At 52.0% G+C, this 24,082-nt stretch carries 25 protein-coding genes; 8 read left to right on the top strand and 17 right to left on the bottom strand.

Translation table 11 applies throughout. The features are described 5' to 3' along the window. Positions 1 to 123: 123 nt before the first annotated feature. The 10 genes from bioC to NYR52_RS14090 all read right to left on the bottom strand — a co-directional run bounded on the left by bioC (position 124) and on the right by NYR52_RS14090 (position 10,587). Positions 124 to 960 carry a malonyl-ACP O-methyltransferase BioC gene (bioC, locus tag NYR52_RS14045; RefSeq protein ID WP_259435859.1) on the bottom strand — a complete coding sequence of 279 codons (837 nt, stop codon included), beginning with the start codon at positions 958 to 960 and terminating at the stop codon, positions 124 to 126. Next, a complete protein-coding gene (locus NYR52_RS14050) occupies positions 953 to 1,645 on the bottom strand; it encodes an alpha/beta fold hydrolase (protein WP_259435860.1) in 693 nt (230 codons plus the stop codon). The genes bioC and NYR52_RS14050 overlap by 8 nt, the downstream gene beginning before the upstream one ends. Then, positions 1,642 to 2,826 carry an 8-amino-7-oxononanoate synthase gene (gene bioF / locus NYR52_RS14055; RefSeq protein WP_132221185.1) on the bottom strand — a complete coding sequence of 395 codons (1,185 nt, stop codon included), beginning with the start codon at positions 2,824 to 2,826 and terminating at the stop codon, positions 1,642 to 1,644. Before bioF ends, NYR52_RS14050 begins: the two co-directional genes overlap by 4 nt. Further along, entirely contained in the window at positions 2,823 to 3,803 is a 981-nt protein-coding gene (gene bioB, locus NYR52_RS14060; RefSeq protein ID WP_259435861.1) for a biotin synthase BioB, read from the bottom strand. Before bioB ends, bioF begins: the two co-directional genes overlap by 4 nt. Continuing rightward, entirely contained in the window at positions 3,796 to 4,521 is a 726-nt protein-coding gene (gene bioD / locus NYR52_RS14065) for a dethiobiotin synthase (RefSeq protein ID WP_259435862.1), read from the bottom strand. Before bioD ends, bioB begins: the two co-directional genes overlap by 8 nt. After that, positions 4,518 to 5,867 carry an adenosylmethionine--8-amino-7-oxononanoate transaminase gene (gene bioA / locus NYR52_RS14070; RefSeq protein WP_259435863.1) on the bottom strand — a complete coding sequence of 450 codons (1,350 nt, stop codon included), beginning with the start codon at positions 5,865 to 5,867 and terminating at the stop codon, positions 4,518 to 4,520. Before bioA ends, bioD begins: the two co-directional genes overlap by 4 nt. A 456-nt stretch (positions 5,868 to 6,323) precedes the next feature. Continuing rightward, positions 6,324 to 7,097 (bottom strand): sporulation protein, encoded by a 774-nt coding sequence (locus NYR52_RS14075; protein WP_132221193.1) that lies wholly within the window; start codon positions 7,095 to 7,097, stop codon positions 6,324 to 6,326. 51 nt (positions 7,098 to 7,148) lie between these two features. Next, positions 7,149 to 8,147 (bottom strand): methyltransferase domain-containing protein, encoded by a 999-nt coding sequence (locus tag NYR52_RS14080; protein ID WP_259435864.1) that lies wholly within the window; start codon positions 8,145 to 8,147, stop codon positions 7,149 to 7,151. A 66-nt stretch (positions 8,148 to 8,213) separates the two neighbouring features. Beyond that, positions 8,214 to 8,861, bottom strand: a complete 648-nt coding sequence (locus tag NYR52_RS14085; protein WP_054096239.1) for a lytic transglycosylase domain-containing protein — start codon at positions 8,859 to 8,861, stop codon at positions 8,214 to 8,216. A 226-nt stretch (positions 8,862 to 9,087) separates the two neighbouring features. Then, positions 9,088 to 10,587, bottom strand: a complete 1,500-nt coding sequence (locus NYR52_RS14090; protein WP_259435865.1) for a carboxypeptidase M32 — start codon at positions 10,585 to 10,587, stop codon at positions 9,088 to 9,090. 213 nt (positions 10,588 to 10,800) lie between these two features. On the opposite strand from NYR52_RS14090, the gene NYR52_RS14095 reads away from it, so the two are divergent. The 4 genes from NYR52_RS14095 to ptsP all read left to right on the top strand — a co-directional run bounded on the left by NYR52_RS14095 (position 10,801) and on the right by ptsP (position 15,722). Beyond that, positions 10,801 to 13,023, top strand: a complete 2,223-nt coding sequence (locus NYR52_RS14095) for a sigma 54-interacting transcriptional regulator (protein ID WP_259435866.1) — start codon at positions 10,801 to 10,803, stop codon at positions 13,021 to 13,023. A 166-nt stretch (positions 13,024 to 13,189) separates the two neighbouring features. After that, the gene (locus NYR52_RS14100; protein WP_259435867.1) at positions 13,190 to 13,519 is read left to right on the top strand and encodes a PTS sugar transporter subunit IIB; all 330 of its coding nucleotides are present in this window, start codon (positions 13,190 to 13,192) and stop codon (positions 13,517 to 13,519) included. A 218-nt stretch (positions 13,520 to 13,737) separates the two neighbouring features. Further along, a complete protein-coding gene (locus NYR52_RS14105) occupies positions 13,738 to 13,992 on the top strand; it encodes an HPr family phosphocarrier protein (RefSeq protein WP_022737089.1) in 255 nt (84 codons plus the stop codon). A 20-nt stretch (positions 13,993 to 14,012) separates the two neighbouring features. Further along, entirely contained in the window at positions 14,013 to 15,722 is a 1,710-nt protein-coding gene (gene ptsP / locus NYR52_RS14110; protein WP_259435868.1) for a phosphoenolpyruvate--protein phosphotransferase, read from the top strand. A 121-nt stretch (positions 15,723 to 15,843) separates the two neighbouring features. Here the strand turns inward: ptsP and speD are convergent, their stop codons facing one another. Then, the gene (gene speD / locus NYR52_RS14115; protein ID WP_022737091.1) at positions 15,844 to 16,254 is read right to left on the bottom strand and encodes an adenosylmethionine decarboxylase; all 411 of its coding nucleotides are present in this window, start codon (positions 16,252 to 16,254) and stop codon (positions 15,844 to 15,846) included. 371 nt (positions 16,255 to 16,625) lie between these two features. On the opposite strand from speD, the gene NYR52_RS14120 reads away from it, so the two are divergent. From NYR52_RS14120 to NYR52_RS14130, 3 genes are all read left to right on the top strand, one after another. After that, complete coding sequence (locus NYR52_RS14120; protein WP_259435869.1) at positions 16,626 to 17,108, top strand: DinB family protein; 483 nt, start codon at positions 16,626 to 16,628, stop codon at positions 17,106 to 17,108. A 220-nt stretch (positions 17,109 to 17,328) separates the two neighbouring features. After that, positions 17,329 to 17,505, top strand: coding sequence for a hypothetical protein (locus NYR52_RS14125; RefSeq protein WP_259435870.1), 177 nt, complete (start codon positions 17,329 to 17,331; stop codon positions 17,503 to 17,505). A gap of 61 nt (positions 17,506 to 17,566) precedes the next feature. Further along, positions 17,567 to 17,917: a L,D-transpeptidase gene (locus NYR52_RS14130; RefSeq protein WP_132221209.1), complete on the top strand. Its 351-nt coding sequence runs from the start codon at positions 17,567 to 17,569 to the stop codon at positions 17,915 to 17,917. Between the two features lies 1 nt (position 17,918). On the opposite strand, the gene NYR52_RS14135 is transcribed toward NYR52_RS14130, so the two are convergent. Further along, on the bottom strand, positions 17,919 to 18,302 hold the full coding sequence (locus tag NYR52_RS14135; protein ID WP_022737095.1) for a hypothetical protein: 384 nt from the start codon (positions 18,300 to 18,302) through the stop codon (positions 17,919 to 17,921). Position 18,303: 1 nt separating this feature from the next. Next, positions 18,304 to 19,215 carry an alkaline phosphatase family protein gene (locus tag NYR52_RS14140; RefSeq protein ID WP_259435871.1) on the bottom strand — a complete coding sequence of 304 codons (912 nt, stop codon included), beginning with the start codon at positions 19,213 to 19,215 and terminating at the stop codon, positions 18,304 to 18,306. 74 nt (positions 19,216 to 19,289) lie between these two features. Here NYR52_RS14140 and NYR52_RS14145 point away from each other — a divergent pair, with 74 nt between their 5' ends. Further along, positions 19,290 to 19,589, top strand: coding sequence for a DUF1811 family protein (locus NYR52_RS14145; protein ID WP_132221213.1), 300 nt, complete (start codon positions 19,290 to 19,292; stop codon positions 19,587 to 19,589). A gap of 100 nt (positions 19,590 to 19,689) precedes the next feature. On the opposite strand, the gene NYR52_RS14150 is transcribed toward NYR52_RS14145, so the two are convergent. The 4 genes from NYR52_RS14150 to NYR52_RS14165 all read right to left on the bottom strand — a co-directional run bounded on the left by NYR52_RS14150 (position 19,690) and on the right by NYR52_RS14165 (position 24,082). Beyond that, positions 19,690 to 19,827 carry a hypothetical protein gene (locus tag NYR52_RS14150; protein ID WP_158283282.1) on the bottom strand — a complete coding sequence of 46 codons (138 nt, stop codon included), beginning with the start codon at positions 19,825 to 19,827 and terminating at the stop codon, positions 19,690 to 19,692. A gap of 73 nt (positions 19,828 to 19,900) precedes the next feature. Next, positions 19,901 to 20,860, bottom strand: coding sequence for a 4-hydroxy-3-methylbut-2-enyl diphosphate reductase (locus NYR52_RS14155; RefSeq protein WP_259435872.1), 960 nt, complete (start codon positions 20,858 to 20,860; stop codon positions 19,901 to 19,903). Positions 20,861 to 21,066: 206 nt separating this feature from the next. Next, positions 21,067 to 21,195, bottom strand: a complete 129-nt coding sequence (locus NYR52_RS14160) for a hypothetical protein (protein ID WP_259435873.1) — start codon at positions 21,193 to 21,195, stop codon at positions 21,067 to 21,069. A 1,030-nt stretch (positions 21,196 to 22,225) separates the two neighbouring features. After that, positions 22,226 to 24,082: a bifunctional homocysteine S-methyltransferase/methylenetetrahydrofolate reductase gene (locus NYR52_RS14165; RefSeq protein ID WP_132221217.1), complete on the bottom strand. Its 1,857-nt coding sequence runs from the start codon at positions 24,080 to 24,082 to the stop codon at positions 22,226 to 22,228.

Here is a 24,082-nt window from a genome sequence, read left to right on the forward strand (position 1 = left end):
AAGGGAAAAACAAAATACAATTTAATAAAATAACAAATTTTCTCCGCAAAAGCAAGTGGCAATCACAGCAGCCTATTACGAGCCTTTATCATCCTTTTTATCACAACACAAGCCGGGTAGTGTTTAACGCACCACCCGGCTTGTTTGGCATGTTTTATCCATTTTTTTCCCTTCCAACAGCAACACGTGATAAGTGGCCATCACCCCGTCTGGTACCGCATATTCGCGGTCATACCGGTTCATGACTTCTTTGAGCAACCGCCGTTCGGTCGCCAAGGGTAAGCGAGATTGGCTGTGGCTGGCCCCCGTCTTTTTCAACGTTGATAAAAATTGGCGACAAGATGCGAACTCCACTGTTACCCTCTCTTCCCGTACCTCCGTCTCCATCCAGCCAGCACCATCTAGCCACGCTTTCCAACGCGCTGCCGACAACAGCGGCAAACCATGCGTCTGCAGCGGCAAGCCCCACTCTTTTTCAACTGTGGCACAGATGCGGTGCAACTCCACAAATGTATCTGACCCAAATGTGCCCGCAACCATCCGCCCACCCGGACACAACAAGCGGAACCAATGTTCAAGCACCGTTTGCGGCTGGGTAAACCACTGAATGGCGGCATTGGAGATAATCAGGTCATAGCTTCCCTTGGCTGTAGCCGACCATGTTTCCGCATCGGCCACAATAAATGTAACCCTATCAGTCGCCATCCGCCGTTTCGCCTCGCTCACCATCGCTTCGGCCAAATCGAGCGCCACCAACTCTGCTTTCGGGAATACCTCCGCCAACAACGCCGTCAAATACCCCGTTCCACACCCCACTTCCAACACCCGCTGAGGCGATGGACCCCCTTGTATGACAGAGTCGAGCAATTGGCGAGCCATCTTCCGTTGCACGTCCGCATATCGGTCGTAAGTGGCCGCGGCCGCATTAAAGCTGCGGGCGACTCGTTGTTTGTCAATCAATGTTGCACCTCTCCTTCATCCATGCGACAAATCGATCCGGTTGGCTCAAAAATGGCGCGTGCCCCACCTCCGGCCAGACTGTCAGATCGCCTTGCGGCAACAGTTCCGCCAACTCTTCTGCGCCAGCCACAGGGCAAATCGGGTCCGCAGCTCCACTGAGCAAGTGAACAGGAAATGGCAGCCAAGGCGCAAGTTTACGAACGGAAACCGTCCGTAAATAGCCAAGGCCGTCCAGCAACATTTTCGCATCAGGCACACAGCCGCGAATCACTCGTTTGGTAGCGGAAATGCACTTGACTTCCATAGCGGTGAACAAACGCCCGTCAAACTCCTGCAACACCTGCTCCAGGTCTTCAGTCACTCTGCGCATCATCCTCTCAAGCAGGCGCGCCTCCCGTTTCTGTGTGATGAATTGGCTTGCACCACTGACCACGCACACCTCCGTCACATGTTGCGGATATGCGGCTGCATACTGGAGCGCCAGAAAAGCACCCATAGACCAGCCAATCAGCACAAACGGGGGTGCAATGTGAAGGCGGCGCGCAATCTCCTCCGCAGAGGGCGGCATATCAAGAAAAGAGATCACCTGGTGTTCAGCCTCTGGCAAGCGCTCGATGACTGGTTGCCAACAGCGCTCATCGGCCGACCAACCCGCCAGCCAAACACAGCGAACCCGTTGATTCATCGCACCGCCCCCTGTTCAGCCACCCGACGGATCGCCGCTACCGCCTGTTCCACCTCTGCCTTCGTATGGGTGGCCATCAGAGAAAACCGCAGGCGGCTCTGCCCTTCCGGCACAGTCGGCGGACGGATGGCTACAGCCAACACGCCTTCCTCAGCTAAAGCCCGGCTTAGCTTAATCGCCTGTTCGCTCTCGCCCACAATCCACGGGACGATCTGGGTAGTCGATCCGCCGATGGATAGGCCTGCCTCTTGCAACTTTTGTCGAAACCACGCGCTTCGTTCATGCAGATCGCGGCGCAGATTGTCCCCCGCTTCAACCAGACGCAAGGACGTGCGGATCGCCGCCACTAACACCGGTGGCAAGGCGGTGGTGTAGATTAATGGGCGACAACGGTTTACTAGATATTGAATCCACTCCTTTTTACCAGCTACATATGCGCCGTACACGCCAAACGCTTTGCTAAAGGTCCCCATATGCAGATCGACGTCCTCCGCCACCCCCAGATGGTGGGCCATACCCGCCCCGCCGGGTCCCCACACCCCTGCAGCATGTGCCTCGTCCAACACCAATGCGGCGTTATACTTCCGCTTCAATTGCACCAGATCGGATAATGGTGCCACATCGCCATCCATGCTGAACACCGAATCGGTGACAATCAGCTTGCGCTTGGCTCCTTTGGCATCGGCCCGCTTCAACAGAACTTCTAAATGTTCCAGGTTCAGGTGACGGTAACGGTATGATTGGGCACCGCTCAACCGAATCCCGTCTACAATGCTGGCATGGTTGTACTGGTCGCTGAATACCGCATCTGACGGCTTCAGCAAGGCGGACAACAAACCCAGGTTAGCCATGTACCCGTTGGGAAACAACAAGGCCGCTTCGGTCCCTTTGAAACGGGCGATTTCCCGCTCCAGCGTCTCCGTTTCCTCGTTGTGACCGATAATCAGCCGGGATGCCACCCCGCCAACCCCTTGGGATGCCGACTCAGCCACAGCCAGCCCCAACTTTGGGTGAGTGGCCAAGCCGAGGTAATTGTTAGAAGAAAAATTAAGGAGTCGCCGCCCCTCTCGGATGAGAACAGTTTGGCCCGCCTGTTGTGCTGGGATGAGCGTACGGAGCAAATGCCGCTCCGCCCACGCCCCCGTTTCTTCGCGTAACGTGCTCTCCCAACTCTCGCTCACTGTGCGCACTCCTCAATCTCAAAACCCATGTCCTTTATCATCTGATGGTCAGTCAAAACAGCTTGCCCTTCCGTCGTCAAATAATCGCCGACAAAGATGGCGTTGGCAGGGTATAGAGACAACGGTTGCAACTGACGCAAATTGGATTCGCGCCCTCCGGATACCCGGATCTCTTTGTCGGGCAACAGGAAGCGGAACAGAGCCAGCACTTTGAGGCAATAGAGCGGGTTGAGCTCATCCAAATGTCCAAGCGGGGTACCCGGGATGGCGTGCAAGAAGTTGACCGGTACCGAATCCGCATTCAACTCCCTCAACCCATACGCCATCTCAACTACTTGTTCCATCGTCTCGCCCATGCCGATAATGCAACCCGAACAAGGGGAGATTCCGGCCGCTTTGGCCATCTCCACCGTACGCACCCGGTCTTCATACGTATGGGTAGTCGTAATGTTGGCGTAATGTCCGGCGCTGGTATTCAAGTTGTGATTATATCGGTCCACACCGGCTTCTTTCAGCTGTTGAGCTTGCTCTTCAGACAAAATTCCCAAGCAGGCGCAGATCTTTAACGGCATCTCTTGCTTAATTTCTTTCACCGCGGCGATGACTTCCTCCAATTCTCCTTTGGTCGGTCCCCGGCCGCTGGCTACAATGCAATAAGTTCCCGCTTTGCGGCGTTGCGCCTCTTTGGCCCCTGCGATCAGCTGATCTTTCTTTAGCAAGGTGTACTTCTCGATGGGCGCCGTGGAAACGATCGATTGCGAACAGTAGCCGCAATCCTCAGGGCACAAACCGCTTTTGGCGTTCATGATCATATTGAGCTTTACCTTCTTGCCAAAATACGTCCGGCGCACGCGGAAGGCCGCCTGCAACAGGGGCAACACCTCATCGTCCGGCGCTTTTAGCACCGACAACCCTTCCTCCAACGACAATCTTTCTCCCGCCAAAGCCTTATCCGCCAGCCGTTCCCAATTACCCATTTGTGTTTCCCCCTTTTAACGTTTCCATGACCAGTCCGACATCCAGGTTCGCGCACCCCGCTTCTTTAAGCACTGCCCCGGTAAGCTTCCCCGCAAGCCAAGGCAGACTTCCCCAGACAGGGAGTTTCGCCACTTGCCTGATCAGGCGCGGATTGTCCGCAACGCTCGGATCGTCCAGCCCCGCAGACCAGCCGTTTAAGATGACCCCAGCCGGCGTCAAACCTTGCTGGCGAATAGCTAAGGCCGTCAACGCCGTATGGTTGACCGTTCCCAGGTGTCCATGCGCAACGATCACCACCGGCCACCCGATTTCAGCAGCTAAGTCGGCAATGGTCCAATCCGCGCCAAGCGGAACCAGCCATCCACCCGCTCCCTCAACCAGCATCACATCGCATGCTCGCACCTGTTTTGCCAGCCTGTGCAAGATCGACTCGCGCGTAATCTCCACCCCGGCCCATTCAGCGGCCAGCCCTGGTGCCACCGGTTCGGGAAAGTGGTAACAGACGATCTCATCCACTGGTTCAGAAAGATCCAGCCACGTCTTCAACCGCATCCCATCCGTGTCAGGGTCTGTCAAACGGCCTCCGCTTTGCACCGGCTTCATCACTCCGACGCGGAGTCCCTGCTCCCGCAGAGCCCACGCTAAGGCTGCCGTGACCACGGTCTTGCCAACTTCCGTTCCCGTTCCGGTGATAAACAAGCCGCTGCCCGGAATCACGCTGTCCCCTCCCTGATCGCCTGTTCGAGAATCCCAACCATCGCTTGCAAATCGGCGAAGGGGGTAGCTAGTGGTGGCATAAAGGTGACGACATGATCCAGCGGCCGGGTGATCAGACCCAGTTCCCGTGCCCGCCGGCAAACCCGCGCCCCGATCGCTTCCTCCCACGGATACGGTTCTTTGGTTACCTTATCCTTCACCAGCTCAATGCCGACCATCAAGCCGAGTTGGCGCACTTCTCCGACGTGGGGCAGAGCCTTCATCGGCTCCAGCAACTCCGCCAGAAGCTGGCTGGCCTTAGCCACATGCTCCAGCACACGCTCTTCTTCATACAATGCCAAATTGGCTAACGCCACCGCACATCCCAGCTGGTTTCCCGTATAAGAATGTCCGTGATAGAACGTTTTACCTTCATGGTGTTCGCCATAAAAAGCGTCATACACCTCATCAGAGGTGAGTGTCGCTGCCACCGGCAGATATCCGCCAGTCAGCTTTTTGCCGACCATCATGATGTCCGGTTGCACCGCTTCGTGCTCACAGGCGAACATCCGCCCAGTCCGTCCGAATCCGGTAGCCACTTCATCAATGAGCAACAACACCTTATGCGCCCGGCAAAGCTTTTCAATCTCGGCCAGCGTTCCTGGCGGCATCATGATCATGCCTCCCGCACCCTGCACCATTGGCTCGACGATCAATCCTGCCACTTTGTCCCCATGTTCCGCCAACACGCCAGCCAACTCATCCAAACAGGCTTGCCGGCAGGCCTCCGGTGAACCATCAAAACGATACGGATATGGGTAAGACACTTTCAGCGTTGGAAACAGCATCCCGGAAAACGTGGCGTGAAACGTATCCATCCCTCCTACGCTCACCGCTCCGACCGTATCGCCGTGATAAGCGTTCTTCATGCTGATGAACACTTGTTTCTCCGGACGTCCCCGCAATTTCCAATACTGGTAAGCCATTTTTAACCCGATTTCCACCGCTTCCGCCCCGCTGTCGGAATAAAACACTTTTTGCAACCGTTCCGGGGTCAACTGCACCAGTTTCTCCGCCAGCAACAACGCGGGGACACTTGACATCCCCAACAACGTGCTGTGGGCCACTTGATCCAGCTGTTCTCGAATCGCAGCATTTAGCTTCGGGTGCCCGTGGCCATGCACATTGAGCCATACTGACGCATTGCCATCGTAATACGCCCGGCCCCGCACATCGTAAAGCTTAACCCCTTCTCCCCGTTCGATGATCAAGGGCTCATCTTCCAAATACCCCTTCATCTGTGTAAATGGATTCCATAGAAAGCGCCGATTTTTCTCCAGCAACTCGTCATAACTCCACGTCGCCAAGCCACCATCCCCCTTTTTGTAAACCAAAAACAAACAAAAGGTTTACATTAATGATAGAAATGATTCCGCTATATTGTCAACAAGATTACATCATTAAGTTTACAATCGTTAACCAACCACTCTCCAAATGAGCATGAATGAAACAGGTGCCTTCCGTGTAGGCGAGATACAATTTCATCTCCGTGTTGTACTGTCAGCTAAGGAAGCCAAACCGAAATCTTCGTTCCCGTCCACTTGGCTACGGATGTAAATATCACCCCTTTTCCTTGTCCCGTAATACGCACAAAAAAGCCACCCATTTGCAAGGTGCCTTTCCATCATGACTCTCCCAAACAACGTAAAATACCATGTGATAAGCGGCGTAGAAAAAAGCAAAAACCAAGCCTGATCTCACATGGCTTGGTTTTTGCGTCTTTATCAGCGCCTGTCGGCATCTTGTGCTGGCCGCTTAGCCAGTTAGCCGATCAAGTCTTTGGAGTGGTGATTGATAAACTGCCGAATCGTTTCCGCGGCGTACTCGCCAGAAGTGAGATCGGCTTTGGTGAACACAAACCGTCCCTTCTTTTCATCCAAATCCAATTCATCAGCCAACAGACCGAGTAAGCCTTTGCCCTTTTTGTCCAGCTCGAAAAAGCCAGCCACCCCGTTTTGCGTATGTGCCGGCTGGAACATAAAGACGATCTCGTCATATTCGCCGCGCAACCATTCCGTCGGCCGGAACTGGATGATTTGGAAGCCGCCGCCTTTCTTACCGGTGTAACCTTCTTCTTGCGGCACAAAGCCGAGCTTGTTAAACCCATCCCAGAAATATTCTTGCAGGCCGGATGGGTAAACATCCACAAAGTCGCGATCCTGCGCATCAATGCCGCTTTTGATCTCCAGATTGGTTTGGAAATAATATCGCGTATTCACTGATGACGCCGGAATAAATTCTGGGCAAACAAAAGTGAATGGATACTCTCTCGTTTCTTCTGGGGCCACCTGAAAGGTTTCCTCGGTAACCGGAATGGTTGCGATCGTTTCGTTGACATTGACGATATTGTCCCCACGCTGATAAGCGGAAGCCAAGCGAAACTCCACTTCCAACCCTTCGATGGCTTGTTCGACCTGCCCTCCGGTCAAGACGATTTTCCCTGTCACAGGCTGTCCCATTTTCAGCCGAAAATCATCTAATACCAGGTCGACCTTTGCAGCGCCGAACCCAAAAGAAGCAAAGATGTTTTTTAACATTCATTTTCAGCCCTTTCGATGTTTTCAACCTAATCCTATCATAAATTCATGTTATTTAAACAGCATTACCTCTGATGGGTCATCTGTCTTTTCAAAAAGAAACTGCAAAAAATGTATGGTGGCATACACTCCGCTTCCACATCGGTGTGCCCGTTCATAACGCCGGATCACCTCCAGAAGTATGCGCCGTTGAAGCCAAAGGGGATGGCTTGTCCGACCAGCCGCTTCCCCCACCGCCTTGATCGCTTTCAAAAAGGAAAGGCCGTTCGCATATTCCAAGCGCATCCAACTCTCCCACGAGTCGATTTTGGCAAGTCCAGCTGCCGTCAATAACTCTTCCCACTCTTTCGATGAACGGGTGGGAAACAAGTGTTGCTCGCGAGGGAGATTCCATTCTTCCTCCACTTGGCCAAACAGCGCACCCAATTCAGCGCAGTTGTCCGGCCCGTAAATGGAAGCTAGCAGGCGGCCGCCCGTTTCCAGATTATCCGCCAATCTGCCAAACGTCTTCAGCGGCTCCCGAAACCAATGGCACACCGCATTGCACACAATCAGACCAAACGGCCCCAACCCGCTCAAGTCGACATCCTCCACATCGCCGACCACCACTTTCAGCCGGGAGCGATCATCCCCCACCTTCTCACAGGTGGCCCGCACCATGCGGTCAGCGATATCCAGAGCGACGACCTCCGCTTCCGGAAATGCCTCCAGAATCAATTGCGTCATATGGCCCGTCCCGCATCCGACATCCAATATCCTACGCGGTGGCGGCCACCCATGGCGATCCAGTTGCATCAGCAGACGGCAAGCGACTTTCCGGTAACTCTCCGCATAATCGTCATAAATGAGCGAAGCCCGGTTAAAGCGATTGACGCGCTGTTGCTTCTCCTTCTCCCTATCCACCGGCTTCTCCTCCCCTTTTGACACCTTTGTCGCCATCTTCGGCGGCAACCAAATGCTCAAGCCGCTTACAGCAGCTTCTCCGGGGTCATCCCGCCCAAGGGTCGCTAGAAACAAGATCGCCTGCCGACGGGATAACTTTTCTTTCATCTGCCTCTGATCTCCTGCACTCCGCCGAAAAGGGAAAAATCCGGTGGAATCCCAGCCGGATTTTTATTATTGCTTCTGTTTTTTCTCCTTCTGTTCTCTCAGATACTCTTCGTAATTATCCTTGTACAACTGTTTGTACTTTTCGTAGTAATAGCTTACACGAGCCACATAATGGCGTGTCTCACCGTATTTGATCTGATCGAGGTTTTGCCTCGTCCCGTCCCAGACCCCGGAGCTTATCCATTTGTCCACATTTCCCAAGCCGCCATTGTACGCGGCAATCACAGCTACATAATTCCCTTTGTAACGGTCACTTAAAAACTTGATGTACCAGCTACCCAACCGGATATTCGTCGCTGGGTCAAACACATAGTCGCGAACAGCTGGCGAAAAATGTCCGTCCCGAATGATATCATTGACTGTTGACGGCATAAGCTGCATCAGCCCTTGCGCGCCAACCGCCGATTTCTTGTCTGGATCAAACTTGCTCTCCTGGCGGATCACCGCCATGACCAGAAATGGATCCGCTCCCGTCTCTTGTGCACTATCAAAGATGTACTCTTCATATTCAAGCGGATACATCAAGCGATTAAACAAGGGAATAGCTACCATCACAAACACCAGCAGCACGGCAAACGCCAGCAGAATCACCCGCTTAGACGGAAGAGCTTCCACCGCTGGCTTGATCCACTTTTTTATATTCATCTGCTCCATTATTGATCAACCTATCTTTCCCCTTGTGGAAGTCCGATTGTCAAGCTTGTAAACATTACCGTCAATAATCTATCTTCCACGATAAACTTAATTTTAAGCGGCGTCAATTCACAACCTTCGCGATCAATTAAACGATTTGTGTATATTTTTCGCACACAGACGAAGACGGCCCAGCACCAAACTGCCCCACCCCCGCGAGTTATGATGCGCAGGGATGGGGCGAGGCTTAACGCCCGAGGTGCAACTCGTCTGCTTTCCGCTTCAGATAAGCGATGTAAGGAGCAATCGTCATCTCAGAACCGGTCGCTCGCCGCACCAACTCCTTCGCCGTCCACCTGCTTCCGTGGCGGTATACGTTCTCCTTTAACCAACCATGGAGGGTCGATACGTTTCCGTCCGCGATTTCGTCCGGTATCTGCGGATGGACGCGGCATGCGGCCTCATAAAATTGGCAACTGAGGATGTTGCCAAGGGTGTATCCTTGAAACATTCCGCCGATGAAGTCTGCGTACCAATGAATATCTTGAAGCACTCCGTGGTTATCATCCGTCGGACTGATACCAAGATCGCTTTGGAAGCGGGAGCGCCACATCTCCGGCAAATCTTTGACTTCCAGTTTTCCTTCCAGCATGGCCAATTCCAAATCAAAGCGGATGATTACATGCAGATTGTATGTGAATTCATCTGCTTCAATGCGAATAAGCGACTTCTCCGCCCGGTTGATCGCCCGCACGAAGTCATCCAAGGAAACATTCCCCAGCTGGGAGGGAAAAGCGGCTTGTAAAGAAGGATAGTGCGCTTGCCAGAATGCCCGGCTTCGGCCGACGACATTTTCCCACAAGCGGGATTGGCTTTCATGGATCCCTGACGAGGCTCCCTTGTGCAACGGTGTTCCTTCCAAATCAGCGTCTATGCCCAACTCATAAAAGGCGTGACCCGTTTCATGGATGGTGCTAAACAGCACCTCCGTCACATCCTCTTCATTGACCCGCGTTGTAATTCGCACATCATCGTGTGCCAATCGAATCATGAACGGATGAGGTGACAAGTCAAGCCGCCCACGGTTAAAATCAAATCCCATAGCGCTGATCAGTTGCTTCACATAAGCCAATTGCTTTTCTTTAGCAAAGTGCTGTTTAATGCAGGCTTGCGACACCTCCGGACCGGCTGTCACCTGCTCCACCAATGGTACCAACTGCTTGCGCAACTCCCCGAACAACGCTTGTAGCTCTTTGGCTTTCATGCCATAGTCGGTGCGGTCGATCAGCGGATCAGCCACATGATCAAACCCGGAGAAATAATGGGCGTATTCCCGGCTCAGCTCCAATGTCCGTTCCAGATGCGGAACCACCTTGTCAAAACGATTTTCCTCCCGGGCGGCCACCCAAGCCTGATACGTTTCGGCGGAATTTTGATAGAAGCGGGAAATAAAATCAGCCGGCACCTTTGTTTCCCTGTCAACTTCTCTTTTTGCCGCACGGATCAAATCCGCTTCAAGGGAGTCAGACGGCCATTGACCATCCAGTTCTTCCAACAGTTCACCCAAGCGGGGATCAGTCAGCTTATCATGCGCAATTCGCCCCAATGTCGCCAATTGGCTACCCCGCGCACCTCCTGCCGCATGGGGCATGTATGTATTTTGATCCCAATCCAACAGTGCGATCACAGATTGCAAATCATAAATTTCCTTGAGCCGCTTTTTCAACTCTTGCCATTTCTTTTCCATTTTGTTCCCTCTCTTATCTTATGCGCTGAATCGGTCATTCTTAATTGAATTTCTTCATATAAGACATTCTTCCTGCTCTCGAAATGATTTCCGCAGAAAACAGCGCTTCTTAATCCCTTAACTTGCCAATCAATCCTAAGGAATCCAATCGACAATTACTGTGCAAAGTGTGTATGATAAAATCACCAACTTTTACACGGAGCGAAAAGAAGTATGAAAAAACTTGATGCCATCCATCAACAACTGAGCAAACAGCCAGCAGGAACCACTGCGGGAGAGTTGGCAAAGCAGTTGGACTTAGACCGTTCAACCGTCAGTCGTTACCTCAACCAACTTGTCAAACAAGGGTTAGCGGAAAAAATTGCCGGACGACCAGTTTTGTACCGTCCAACCCAGCCAGAGGCTCCATTCCCGATGCAAGCGGCCCATTCCGGGATCGCCGACCTGTTGAAAGAAGCATTGGCGGCTTTATTGTATCCCCCACACGGATTACCCATCTTGCTCACTGGTGAAACGGGGGTAGGAAAAACGCACATGGCGCAAACACTGGTTCAAGTGGCCACGGAAGCAGGCCACTTATCGCCGGGCACACCGTTTATCACCTTCAACTGTGCCGAATACGCCCAAAATCCGGAACTCTTGCTGGCCCAGCTATTCGGGGTGAAAAAAGGCGCCTTCACCGGAGCCGTAGAAGACAAGCCAGGCTTGGTGGAACGAGCCGATCGCGGCATTCTTTTTTTGGATGAGATCCACCGCCTTCCCCCATCGGGCCAGGAAATGCTGTTCTCCCTAATGGATCAGGGGAGCTTTCGTCGGCTAGGGGAGACCCATGCTGAACGAACGGTGGCCATCCGCCTGATCGGTGCTACCACGGAAGCACCAGATACCGCCTTACTGCCCACATTGATGCGCCGTTTTTCAGTCAAGCTGACCATTCCTCCGCTGCGTGAACGCCCTCCACAAGAACGGGCGAAACTACTCTCCACTTTCTTAAAAGAGGAAGAAACCCAAATGGGAGTACCCTTGACTGTAACAGAGGAATGCCGGGCCCGTTTTTTGTCTTATCCCTGCCCGGGCAATATCGGCCAATTGAAAAGTGACATTCAAATCGCTTGCGCCAGGGCCTTTTTGCGTCAGCTTGGTCACCGCAAAGACCAAGTGATCGTCACCATCAACGATTTGCCGACACACTTGCGCCAACAAGGGCCGGTGACCACGGCCATCGCTTCCCGCTTGAAACAGGTACCCTCAGACAATATTTATGAGCAACTGTTGCATCGCCATGCCCTGTTGTCACAGCAAGGAGCGACACCGCTGGAAATGGAACGGGAACTTCAGGAAACTGTCAATTCCTACATCCGCCGCTTGGTCACCTCATTCAAGCCGGGCGATTCCCAGGAAAGCGAACCGCCGCTAGACCCACAATTGCTCCAATTGTTGGAGCGGACACTATCACCGTGGCGTGACAAACTCCCGCAAGCGGCACAGTCATTTCCCTTGAAAGCATTGGCATTGCACATCCAAGCCTTCATCCGGCAACCCGAACGGCGCCCAGCCCAACCCGTGCCATCCGACTTGCCTGTCCTGCCTCTGCACAAAAAAATAGCGCGGCAAATCGGCCGTGCTTTGGAAGAGCATTACCGACTGCGCCTGCCTGAATATGAATTGGACTTGATCGCCCTCTTTTTCTCGCTGGATGGACAAACCGATCAGACCAAACAGCGGTGCATCGCCACAGTCTGTCTCACCGGGGAAGGAGCCGCGTCCACGCTGGAAAGTTGGTTAAAAAAGCGCCTGCCGGCCGCCGACAGCGATGTGGTCATCCGCTCGGCGCAAATCGATCCGTTTACGCGCCGGTCCCAAGGGTTAGTACAACTGCAGGAAACCTATGACCTGATCGCCATCGTAGGCACGGTTCCGCCCGCTTTGACGGATATCCCTTATTTCCCGGCATGGGAGTTGTACCAACCAGAAGGATTCCGCAAGTTGACGCACCATTTGGCTAAGACCCGCAAACCACAGTTGGTGCAAGAATCGGAAATCCCGTTGACGCCGAAACGGGTGCCCGAACTCATCCTTCAAGGGCTTTTGGACACAATAACCCATTATAACCCCAAACGATTGGTGCGATTGATTGAGCAAGAAGCGCCCCGCTTTCGGGAACTGTTCGATTGGACGCCCGAACGGGAGATGGGCATGTGGATGCACGTGGGCATTTACATGGATCAACTCCTCGCTGCCCAATTACACCGGGCGCAAGCCAAAGTGACCACCCAAAGTCCACCTGCTCCCAAACCGCCTACCGCCCATCTGACGCTGTGGGAGGGTTTTCTGCAACAATTGGAACAAGACATGGGTGTCCGTTTTCCGCCCGCCGCCGCGCATGAACTGGCTCGTTTGTCTGCTGAACCACCAAACAGACCCATTTCTTCATGAACCGTGTGAAGTGTGCAACCTGTTTTTGCACACTTTCCCGGTTCATCTTCATTTACCGCCCGTTACGAGGGTTGGCATCAAAATTGCACGTCATATGGGTGCCATCCCCCGAAAACGGTTTTTCCATCTTGAAGTAAAAAACCTGTCACCGGGGAGGGACAAACCGATGGGTCGCACCATCCGTTTATTGCTTGTGTGCAGTTGGGGCGCCTCTTCCGGCGTGCTTTGTCGAAAAATCAATGAAGCCGCGCAGGACAAAGGGGTTCCATTAGTGGCTGAAGCCGTCGGGATCCATGAGTGCCAAGCGAAGTTGCCGCTGGTTGATGTGATTTTATTGGAGCCGCAAATCGGACATCATAAGCGTGACCTGCAAAAAAAGGCGGATGCCCATGCCATCCCCTTGGCCATGGTGAACCCGGTAGCCTTCGCCACCATGAACGGCGAAAAAGTGTTGGAGCAAGCAATGGCGCTCGCCCCCATTCCTTTCTCCTCTTGAACCATAACGCCTTTGGCACACAGACAAATGAAAGCGTACAACAAAAACGCTGTTTCATCTGACACCTTAAACTGTCACAAACAGCGCCAGAAGATGAAAAAAACATCGCGGATCTTCCCGCCAAACGGGGGCATCCATTCTGGCAGGCATGCGAGCCATTCTCGGGAAGGCCGTACGCCCCATTCAAATAAACCGTAAGAAAGGATTTGTGAAGACCTATGGAAAAAACAGTAACCATTACCAACGCAAGCGGATTGCATGCACGTCCAGCAGCTCTTTTGGTGAAAGAGGCTTCCGCATTCAAAAGCGTTATCAAATTAGTGAAAAACGGAAAAGAAGTAGACGCTAAAAGTTTGCTCGGCGTAATGTCCTTGGCTGCCAAACAAAATGATGAGATTACGATCCGCGCTGAAGGCGAAGATGCAGAAGCAGCTGTCAATAAATTGGCGGAAATCATCGCAACGCTTTCGTAATGATTAAGGGGGATTCCACAGTGAGCCAAACCATCCAAGGCGTAGGCGCCGCACCGGGCATCAATCTGGGTACCGCTGTATGGTGGCGCAAAGAGCAACCCACAGTCACGGTGAAAACGGTTGCCGACACGCAAGCGGAAACGGCAAAGTTGAAACAAGCCATCAATCAAACCAAAGAGCAAATCAACACTTTGCGCCAAACAGCGGCGGAGCGCATGGGCGAGGAAGAAGCGCAAGTGTTTGACGCTCATTTGGCGTTTTTGGACGACCCCGGTTTCACCGGTGAAATGGAAAACCGCATCCATAGCCAGAAAAAAAACGCAGAGGCGATCTGCCAAGAAGTGACGGAAGAGATGAGCGCGTTGATGGCGTCGCTCGATGACGAATACATGCAGGCCCGTGCCGACGACATCCGTGATGTGGGCTCTCGGTTGTTGCTGAACCTGCTTGGCAAAAAGCCGTTCGACCCCTCGCAGTTGAAAGCGGGAGATGTGGTTGTCGCCGAAGAATTAACCCCATCAGACACCGCACAGTTTCCGGAAGGCATCGCCGGCATGGTGACAGCCAAAGGAAGCAAAACCGCGCACGCGGCAATCATGGCTCGCACCTTGGGCATTCCGGCAGTGCTAGGGTTGGGTGCATTGATTAACCACATTCAAGATGACGACAAATTGATCGTGAACGGGGATAAAGGTACGATCATCCTCAACCCTGGCGAAGCAGAAGAACAAGAGGCTCGCAAACTCATCGCCGCCCAAAAAGAAGCACGGGAAGCCGCTTTGAAAGAGGCAGCAGCTGATGCCTATACGGCAGACGGCAAACGGATTCAAACATTCGCCAACATCGGCAGCTTGAATGACATCGAGCTGGCAGTCAAAAACCATGCCGAGGGAGTCGGCTTGTTCCGCACCGAATTCTTGTACTTGGAAAGCGATCACTGGCCAACCGAGGAAGAGCAATACCAAGCTTATGCCAAAGTGCTCTCCGCCTTTAACGGACGACCAGTGGTGATCCGTACCTTGGATATCGGCGGGGACAAAGACCTGCCATATGCTGATTTGCCGAAAGAGGAGAATCCTTTCCTCGGCCACCGCGCCATCCGTTATTGCTTAGCCAACCCAGACGTCTTCAAAACGCAATTGAAGGCGCTGTTGCGGGCAAGCGTACATGGTAACTTGTGGATCATGTTCCCGATGATCGAGAACCTGTCTGAAATCCGTGCAGCCAAAGCCTTGTTGGAAGAATGCCGGCAAGAACTCACCAGTGCAGGGACAGAGGTCGCCGACGACATCAAAGTCGGCATCATGATCGAAGTACCGGCTGCAGCCGTGACCGCCGATCTCTTGGCAAAAGAAGTAGACTTCATGAGCATCGGCACCAATGACTTGACTCAGTACACCTTGGCCGCAGACCGTGGCAATGAGCAAGTGGCCCATCTGTACGACGCTGCCCATCCCGCGGTGTTGCGTTTGGTCAAAATGACTTGTGACGCTGCCGATCAAGCGGGTATCTTGGTAGGCATGTGTGGAGAGCTGGCCGGAGATGTAACCATGACGGAAATCTTGGTCGGTCTCGGATTGCATGAGCTGTCCATGAGCGCATCCGCGATTCCGGAAGTGAAGCAACGCGTGCGCCTCATCGACAGCGCCAAAGCCAAAGCGCTGGCGGACAAAGCCCTTCAGTTGGAAGATGGCGATCAAGTCCGCGCACTGATTCATTCCCAACAATAAAAATAAAAAAACCGACTCGCTAGCGAGTCGGTTTTTTTATTTCTTCATGCGCAAAATTAAGTAAAGCCGACTAAAATCTCCCATCGTGAGACCTTAGTCGGCTACCACATGTTTTCTATGTTCAAACAGTCACTTCTTCTCTAGTCAACGTAGCTACGTCTGGTTGGATGACCTCAATCGGCCCTACACCTCTGCGAAGCACTTTCGAAAATGCTTGCGTCGGCTTCAGCACATCGATCATGTATTTGATGGCGATCATGGGATCAACAGTGTGACCACAGGTGTAACAATCCAGGGCAGCGAACCCTTTTTCCGGATAGGTATGAATCGTCAGATGACTTTCTGAGAGCATCACAAGCACTGTGGCCCCCTGGGGCTCAAATTGTTGGGATTGTACAGACAAAATCGTCGCCCCACATGCTTTGGCAGCTTCTTTCATATGATGCTCCAAAAACGCAACATCATTGATCAGATCAAAGTCAACGCCCCACGCGTCCATCGCTACATGTCTTCCGAAAGTAGAAAATTCCATATCTTTCGGCCCCCTTCCTAGCAAAAAGTTGGTGTGAGCCAAATTCCGCTAGGATCTGCTTGTTCACCACGGGGGAAGGTTAGTCCAGTGAGGTCCCAACCCTTTAAGTGAATCCTGGATCCTACTAGCTCAATGTCACAATCATTAACTTAACACATCTCTTTATGAACTGCAACAGTTATTTTAGGCAAAAATGATCTCACTCCTGCCCCGTTTTTTACCACAACCAGATGGACACACTCATCCCGTCTTCATTGTAAATTAATGTCATTTCAGCCGTTTGCTTTCAAAGGGTTTCATGCTCCTGGCAGAGAATAAATCCGATTAACCATTTTGCCATTTCCAATACACAACAGAAAGGATGAGGAGCATTGACCGCCATTTGCCAAATCAGGCAACACCTCTTTGAAGAGTTGGATTTAATGGTTCGCACCACTGCTGCATTGATTGAAAAAATCGAAGACAAGGATTGGCATTACCAACCGCAATCCGCGATGCGCACTCTCCTTGAAGTTGTCAATCATCTCGTCCAAATCCCCACTGTCGATTTAGCCATCATTCAGGAACAAGACGAAATCTCCATACGTAAACTGGAAAAGGAACTGTTTACCCACAATGCGGTGGAACTGCTGAATCTCTTGCACTCCGGCGCAGACCGCCTAAAATCATACATGGCGGACTTAACCGTCGAGGACTTTGTCCACAAAACGGGCAAACCGTTTTACAGCCAGGAAGGCATTTCCTATTCCAAATGGCTGATCGAAATTTTGACCCACCTGTCCCATCATCGTTCCCAACTCTTTGAGTATTTAAAGGAATTGCACTACAACGTCAATATGTTTGATCTATATTGATTCCAAGAGGTGTCTGTTAAATCAAGTTGGTGGGGAAGGAGCGCCGATGCACCAGTGAAGTAAATAAGAAAATGGTTTGGGAGCCGCTGGCCTATTTATCAGACACACCTCTAGTCCCGAATGTCTAAAATCCTTTGAAACGGGAAGGATAAGGCATTAGGGTAATCGGATTCGCAGAATTCGCCCCATACGCACATCCTTCACCGCAGGAGGCTGAACGATGTACTTATCCCCCAGAGAGCGAGGTATCGTCATTCGGGCGCTAATTAAAGTGCTGGCGATGGAGCCGCGCGCAAATGAATATAAAAAATTGTTGGATCGCTTGCGAGAAGAACATGAACGAGAAGGGGAAATCTTGTTGTTTAACGGTTTCCTCTGCAACATGGACGATGGCTAAAATCATAGGAGCATGCATCACTCCTTTTCTTCGTATGTTGTAGAAAAGGAGTGATTTTATTATGTATTTGATTGTGATTGAATTAAAACGATTTCGGTTATACCTATACCAAAACGGCAAGCTGATCAGATCTTATCCCATCGCAATCGGCCGGGCGGCCAGCGCCACCCCCGAAGGCACGTACCGCATCATCAACAAAGTCCCCTACCCTAACAGTTATCCCGGCGGACCCCTTAGCCCCTTCGGCACATACTGGCTGGGACTGTCTCGGCCCCATTATGGCATTCACGGCACCAACCGCCCGTCTTCGATCGGCAAACGGGTTTCCAGAGGTTGCATTCGCATGTACAACCATCATGTAAACGAATTAGCCCGCTTGGTTCCGATCGGCACCACTGTCATCATCCGCTGATTCACCATCCAGCCTTGGGGTGTTTTTTCAACACCACGTCAGAGATCAGCAAGTAAGGGGAATATTCTTCAGCGGCTAATGGCTGTGCCGTGATCAACATAGCAAACGGCTCCTTTGTCCGCTCGTCCGCCAACAGCACCCCGGCGTGTTCTTTGGCAAAAGCAATTGCATATTCTTGGCCGTCAGCCAATTTGAAACAATACAAATAAGCGTCATTCGCCCGATCATACAACCAGACGGATTGCATTTCCCGGGTCAGTGCCTGATTCGATTCCGTCCATTCCGGAATGGACAATATCAGCACTGCGCCGTTACTCAATTCCGCCCATCCTCCGTCTTCCGGTATGACTGCCTGCCGAATCTGTGGAATATACCTTGTCGACATCTTAGCTTTCTCCTTTCTGGCACCGTTCCACCAACCGCTGCAGTAGCGGTGCAATACAGCATAAATTCCACTCAGCCACTTGCCCGTCTTCGATCGCCCCGATATCTCCGGCCACCAATGTCGGAACCGGGTTCATGGTATGGGTGCGCACGCGCAAGTCCTCCATATTCCCATGGTCGCTCACCAGCACAATCGTATCTTGGCGTTGACGCAACCGTAGCATGGCTCCCAGGAACCGGTCCAATGTCTCCACCACCCACCGCACCAGCTCAGGATCATGCTTGTGCCCCGCGCGATCACTCAAAAAAAATTCATGCACCACCAAATCATGGTCGCGTCCCAAGCGGGTGAGATGTTCGGCCGCCGTTTCGGGCGTAATCTCGTCCACCTCGGGCAAATGCTCCTTCAACGTGTGCCTGGTCAAATCATGATATACCGCTTCTCCCCGCAACAAATCTGGCAGGTATCGAACCGGCATCTGCGCTGAAAGCATCGTCGCGGTTGACACGGAAATCCAGCCACGTTTGGTCGCTGGTCGCTCAAAATATTCCTGCGTGTAGCTATTGGCAAATGTCGCTTTCCAACCTTTGCGGGCAAATTGCTTATAGATATTATCTTCCTGAACCCATTCGCGCAACCGGCGAAACGGCAGCCCGGCCATATGCATCCCCATTGCTTGCGGCGCATTTCTACCGGTAAAAATAGCTGCTTGGCCTGTTGCACTCTGCGGCAATCCCTCCACCCCGAGCCGGGTGTCCGTCGCAATCAGGTGCACTTCTTTTCCATGTACACCAACCGACGCACGGCTAAGGGGTATTCCGCTCAACCAGCTTCTGATATGCGGCGTCGGCTCAGTCACCCAAGGATTGTATTCCGCATCGTCACCCAACCCTACTCCATCGACAAATAGCAAGAAAACAGTAATCCCCTTCACCTCCAGTCTTTTTCATTGTAACATGTGATTGTAATACAAAGGAGGAAACGAAGATGCGCTTCAGCCAGATGGACAAAGAAACCCTTGCCGAAACGATTCGCCAGCTGGAACAGGAAGAGAAGTGGGCGAGAGAACACGGATTAGACAGCCAAGTAAATATCATCAGCCAAAAACGCAAACTGGCCCGCTCGTATTTAATCGATCCCGCCACCATCCCTCCGAAACAATGGTATGCGGTGGAAGGAGAAACGCGCCGCTTCTATGTGGATTATCTCAACGGGGTGATGGCTTGGGGGAATTGGGAAGGGACTGAAGAATTGGTCGCTCTCCCCTTGGCCGTGCTAAAAAGTTAATTTTTTTGGCAAATCCGGGTTAAATTTCGTCTTTTTGAACATACTACATCTAGGAGGTGTGTTCAAAAAGATGTATTATGTCATAAGAGATTCTGAAAAATTACCACCATCCATCATTCACGAGGACAACTACTTCGCCTGGTATAATCCCATGAAAAAGGATCATCAGGTGGAATTCCGCGGTACCATGAACCAATGCTACGACTTCATGGCTACCCGCTACCAACAAAGATGACATGCTTACGTTTCACCTAATTGTTAGAATAATCAAGCACATCCATCCAACAAAAAACCGGGGTTACCCCGGTTTTCTATTTTTGCTGATTTAACTTTTTCTCTCGCACTGGCGGCAAGATTTTCTTCATGTCCACTTTGCGCTCAATCACCCAAGTGCTGGGATCGTTCTCATCAAACTGCTCCAGAAACTGAATCACTTCGCGGGTAATCGGCGTCGGGGTGGATGCGCCCGCCGTCACGCCCACTTTTTTCTTCCCTTTCAGCCACTCGATGTTCAATTCCGTCACATCGCTGATCCGGTACGCCTCTACGCCGGCGATCTCTTTGGCCACCTGTGCTAAGCGGTTAGAATTGTTGCTGCGCGGATCTCCTACCACAATCACCAAATCTGTCTCTCTGGCTTGTTCGGCAACTGCTTCTTGTCTCTCTTGCGTTGCAAGGCAGATTTCATTGTGAATCTCAACCGTCGGGAACTTGGCGCGCACTTTATTCATCAAATGAGCTGTATCCCATTGGCTCATGGTCGTTTGGTTGGTAACCAACAGCCGATCTGTGTTCAGCTCCAGCTTCTCGATATCTTCTTCCTTCTCAATCAGGTGCACACGCCCCGGAGCGACGCCCATGGCTCCTTCCGGCTCCGGATGGTTCTTCTTCCCAATGTAGATCACTTCATATCCGTCAGCCACTTTTTCGCGAATCAAATCATGGGTACGAGTTACATCCGGGCATGTGGCGTCCACAATCGTCAGCCCTTTGGCCCGCGCCTTCTTGCGCACCTCTGGCGAAACGCCGTGAGCCGTGAAGATCACCGTCCCCTTGTCCACTTTATCAAGAAGCTCGAAGCGATTTTCTCCATCCAGGGTGATGATGCCTTCATCTTCAAAGGCGTCCACGACATGGCTGTTGTGAACGATCATGCCCAAAATGTATATCGGACGCGGCAAGTCCAGATTTTTGGCGGCTTGCCGAGCCAAAACCATGGCATCGACCACGCCATAGCAGTATCCGCGCGGTGTGATTTTCACTACTTCCATTCCTGTTTCCCTCCCGACCCCGTTTGGTCCGAGGCATAGTCCATCTCATTATAGCTTATTCTCCAACTGGAACCAAGGGAAGGTCGCCCGGCTCAGCCATCCCAAAAGATGGGCTGGTCTGCACGGTACATTCGCACGGGGGCATTCATAAGATACACTGTCATCACAAATGAAGGAAGTGAGAACATGGAAAGACCGCAAAAACCTTACACGCCGCCGGCACCACCTGCAAAGCCGATGCCACCGATGCCACCAATGCCGCCCATGCCACCCATGAAACCGATGCCGCCATGCCCGCCCATGAGACCTTGCCCGCCGGCGCAACCGATGCCCATGCCAATGCCGCATCCATATCCGGGGCACCATCATATGATGCACCGTTTGCCGTGTGATCCCCATGCTTTGAGAAATCTGTATATGCAATTGAAAATCTGCCATAAATTCGAAATGGCAATGCTGAAGTGGCATATGAAATATTGTTGCAGCCGCCGCCGTCCCCATCCCGTTCCTCCGCGTCATTGTTCTTCCTCACACGTATCTTCATCAAGACGGCACGAAAGCAGTTGCTGTTGTTAACAAACCGCCTTCCCTCCATACAATTTGGGAGGGCATCCTTTCTTTTTTGCACAAAAAAACCCCGCCATGCTCCGCGAGGTTTTTAAACCAATAATGAGTGCTTATAAAAAACGGGTTCGACCGAGCAAAGCGGGTCCGGCGATTGTGGCCGGGTGAAGTTGCAAGCCTAGTTCTCCTTGTTTTTAATACGTTCGCGTATGTACAGGCCCGCCAAAATAAATGAGATCAGCATGGAGAACAGCAACAGGCCATGTTCCAGAATATTCGCATACATCTCCCCGGCTTCCCTCCTTCGACTCATTCGCCTTTAAATTTATACTATATAACAGAATAAACGTAAAGAAAAAGCTACTTTAATTCAAAATATGGACAATTCATCCCTGTTTCTGTTCAATTGTTACTGTTTGTTAAGCAAATTTCCCATTTGGAAAATGATTAACTCCCAGGACACGACCAACCTCCTGCCCAGGAGACTCAATTTCTCTCACCTAATACAAAATTAAAATTCATCTTTTCTCATGATTTTGACATCTCTTGTCTTGTTGTGTCGAATGAAAGGAATGCAACGAATGCTCGTCAAATAGTTATCCGAAAGTCCAATCATTCCAATGGTTGCAACATAAAATCTAAAAAAATGATAAAAAGTTGACACAAAATCGTTTGTCGCCTCGAATGATTATGTACCTGAACTTTTTCATCTCAGTTTTGGTTTGGTTTTGGGTGTTTCCATGGTTATCCCCCCTGTAACAACAGGGGGGATTTTTTTTGCCTGTGCAGAGCCGGTCTCCATCAGGCCCGCAAAGCAATGTGTTGGCTGTCGTATTGATGGATGAAGCGGATCAGCTCCTCAGACATCTGCCAATATGAGAAGGGAGTAATCAAGTAAATCCCGTTGAAACGGGATAATGCCACTTCCAGCAATTCCTTCGCTATCGCCACGCCTTCCCGGCGCCCTGCCGCTTTGTCTGGCTGTTGCTCCATGCGCTTTAACACTTCTGGCGAAATTTTTATCCCTGGTACTTCATTATGCAAAAATAGCGCATTGCGATACCCCGTCAACGGCATGATCCCGATGAAGATGGGAATGGGGATGTGTTTCGTCGCTTCATGCACATCGATGATTCCTTGGGCGTCGTACACAGGCTGAGTCATAATGAAATCGGCCCCTGCCTCCACTTTTTTCTCCAAGCGGCGCACAGCTGCGTCCAATTGGCGCACGTGCGGATTAAACGCTGCCCCGACGACAAACCGGGCTTTTTGTTTCAATTGGCGTCCGGCAAAGGAGATTCCCTCATTTAGTTGCTTCACCATGCGGATCAGCTCAAACGAAGTAACATCATAGATGGAGCTGGCTCCCGGCAAGTCGCCCATCCGCGTGGGATCTCCGGTGATGACGAGGATTTGGTCGATGCCTAACGCATGAAGGCCCATCAAGTGTGATTGTTGCCCCAATAGGTTGCGGTCGCGACAGGCAACATGGACAAGTGGCTCAATTCCCATCTTCTCTTTTAAAATCGCCCCCAAGGCCAAATTGCTCATGCGGGCAGTGGCCAAGGAGTTGTCGGCCATCGTGATCGCATCAACCCCTGCTTGTTGCAATCGGCTGGCACCATGCAAAAAAGCAGAAATGTCCAAGTCCTTGGGTGTGTCAAATTCGCACACGATCGTCCGTTTATGGCGCACTTTCTCTACAACCGTCGGTTTGACGCGCTCGGTTATCTCCACCGCTACCGGTTGTGCTGTCTCCCGATTCTGCGGATTGCGGCGTGGCACCGGCTTTCTTCCTTTCAGGCTTTGGGCCAGCAACCGGATGTGTTCAGGGGTCGTGCCGCAACATCCCCCCAACAAGCTGACCCCTTGCTCCACCAACAACTCCGCTGTTTGTTCAAAATAGGCGGGATTGGATTTATATGCCAACTCCCCATCAGTGATCCCTAACCGGCTGGCATTGGGAAACGCGGTAATAACCAATTGTTCCGGCACCACCGTTTTCTCCAATCCGCGCAATAATTCCATCGGCCCCAAACGGCAATTGAGACCGACGCCATCTACCCCCTGCTCAGCCAACAACTGAAACGCGGTAGAGATGGAAAACGCATCACGCGTCCGGCCCACTTCCAACATGGAAAACTGAGCCAGCAACGGAAGGTTGGTCAGAGGACGGATCACTTCGACAGCCAACAGCATTTCCTTTACATCGAGAAATGTTTCCAACAGAATGCCATCCACTCCGGCATGCAACAGCGCTGTGGCTTGCTCTTCATACATGTCGCGGTATTCCTCTTCATCATAGGCCGGCACACGCCCGGCACAGATGGAACCGATCGATCCCAAGATGTAGGCATCATCCCCCACCGATTCCCGGGCCAATCGCACCGCTTCCCGGTTGAGGCGCGTCACTTTCCCTTCCAGCCCATACCGCGTCAACCGCTCCCGGTTGGCACCATACGTATGCGTCTCTATCACTCGCGCTCCCGCTTCATAATAAGCTTGGTGCACTCCCGCCACCAGTTTGGGATCGCTTAGCACCAACTCTTCGGTACATTCGCCGATGGAAACGCCCTGCTGATACAAATAAGTGGTCATCGCCCCGTCGCCCACGAGCAACTCGCTCCGCAACCGTTCAATCAAATTTGGTCTGCCCAT

The sequence above is a fragment of the Laceyella sacchari genome (genome assembly GCF_024927925.1).
In the GTDB taxonomy this organism is placed as follows: Bacteria; Bacillota; Bacilli; order Thermoactinomycetales; family Thermoactinomycetaceae; genus Laceyella; species Laceyella sacchari.

Coding starts and splice junctions, on each gene's coding strand:
- NYR52_RS14090 (WP_259435865.1), bottom strand. CDS start 10,587: ATGGAAAAGAAATGGCAAGAGTTGAAAAAGCGGCTCAAGGAAATTTAT.
- NYR52_RS14050 (WP_259435860.1), bottom strand. CDS start 1,645: ATGAATCAACGGGTTCGCTGTGTTTGGCTGGCGGGTTGGTCGGCCGAT.
- NYR52_RS14125 (WP_259435870.1), top strand. CDS start 17,329: ATGTACTTATCCCCCAGAGAGCGAGGTATCGTCATTCGGGCGCTAATT.
- NYR52_RS14150 (WP_158283282.1), bottom strand. CDS start 19,827: ATGTCATCTTTGTTGGTAGCGGGTAGCCATGAAGTCGTAGCATTGGTT.
- bioB (WP_259435861.1), bottom strand. CDS start 3,803: ATGGGTAATTGGGAACGGCTGGCGGATAAGGCTTTGGCGGGAGAAAGA.
- NYR52_RS14145 (WP_132221213.1), top strand. CDS start 19,290: ATGCGCTTCAGCCAGATGGACAAAGAAACCCTTGCCGAAACGATTCGC.
- NYR52_RS14160 (WP_259435873.1), bottom strand. CDS start 21,195: ATGGGCATCGGTTGCGCCGGCGGGCAAGGTCTCATGGGCGGGCATGGC.
- NYR52_RS14085 (WP_054096239.1), bottom strand. CDS start 8,861: ATGGAGCAGATGAATATAAAAAAGTGGATCAAGCCAGCGGTGGAAGCT.
- NYR52_RS14095 (WP_259435866.1), top strand. CDS start 10,801: ATGAAAAAACTTGATGCCATCCATCAACAACTGAGCAAACAGCCAGCA.
- NYR52_RS14130 (WP_132221209.1), top strand. CDS start 17,567: ATGTATTTGATTGTGATTGAATTAAAACGATTTCGGTTATACCTATAC.
- NYR52_RS14135 (WP_022737095.1), bottom strand. CDS start 18,302: ATGTCGACAAGGTATATTCCACAGATTCGGCAGGCAGTCATACCGGAA.
- NYR52_RS14165 (WP_132221217.1), bottom strand. CDS start 24,082: ATGGGCAGACCAAATTTGATTGAACGGTTGCGGAGCGAGTTGCTCGTG.
- NYR52_RS14105 (WP_022737089.1), top strand. CDS start 13,738: ATGGAAAAAACAGTAACCATTACCAACGCAAGCGGATTGCATGCACGT.
- NYR52_RS14100 (WP_259435867.1), top strand. CDS start 13,190: ATGGGTCGCACCATCCGTTTATTGCTTGTGTGCAGTTGGGGCGCCTCT.
- NYR52_RS14080 (WP_259435864.1), bottom strand. CDS start 8,147: ATGAAAGAAAAGTTATCCCGTCGGCAGGCGATCTTGTTTCTAGCGACC.
- speD (WP_022737091.1), bottom strand. CDS start 16,254: ATGGAATTTTCTACTTTCGGAAGACATGTAGCGATGGACGCGTGGGGC.
- NYR52_RS14075 (WP_132221193.1), bottom strand. CDS start 7,097: ATGTTAAAAAACATCTTTGCTTCTTTTGGGTTCGGCGCTGCAAAGGTC.
- NYR52_RS14155 (WP_259435872.1), bottom strand. CDS start 20,860: ATGGAAGTAGTGAAAATCACACCGCGCGGATACTGCTATGGCGTGGTC.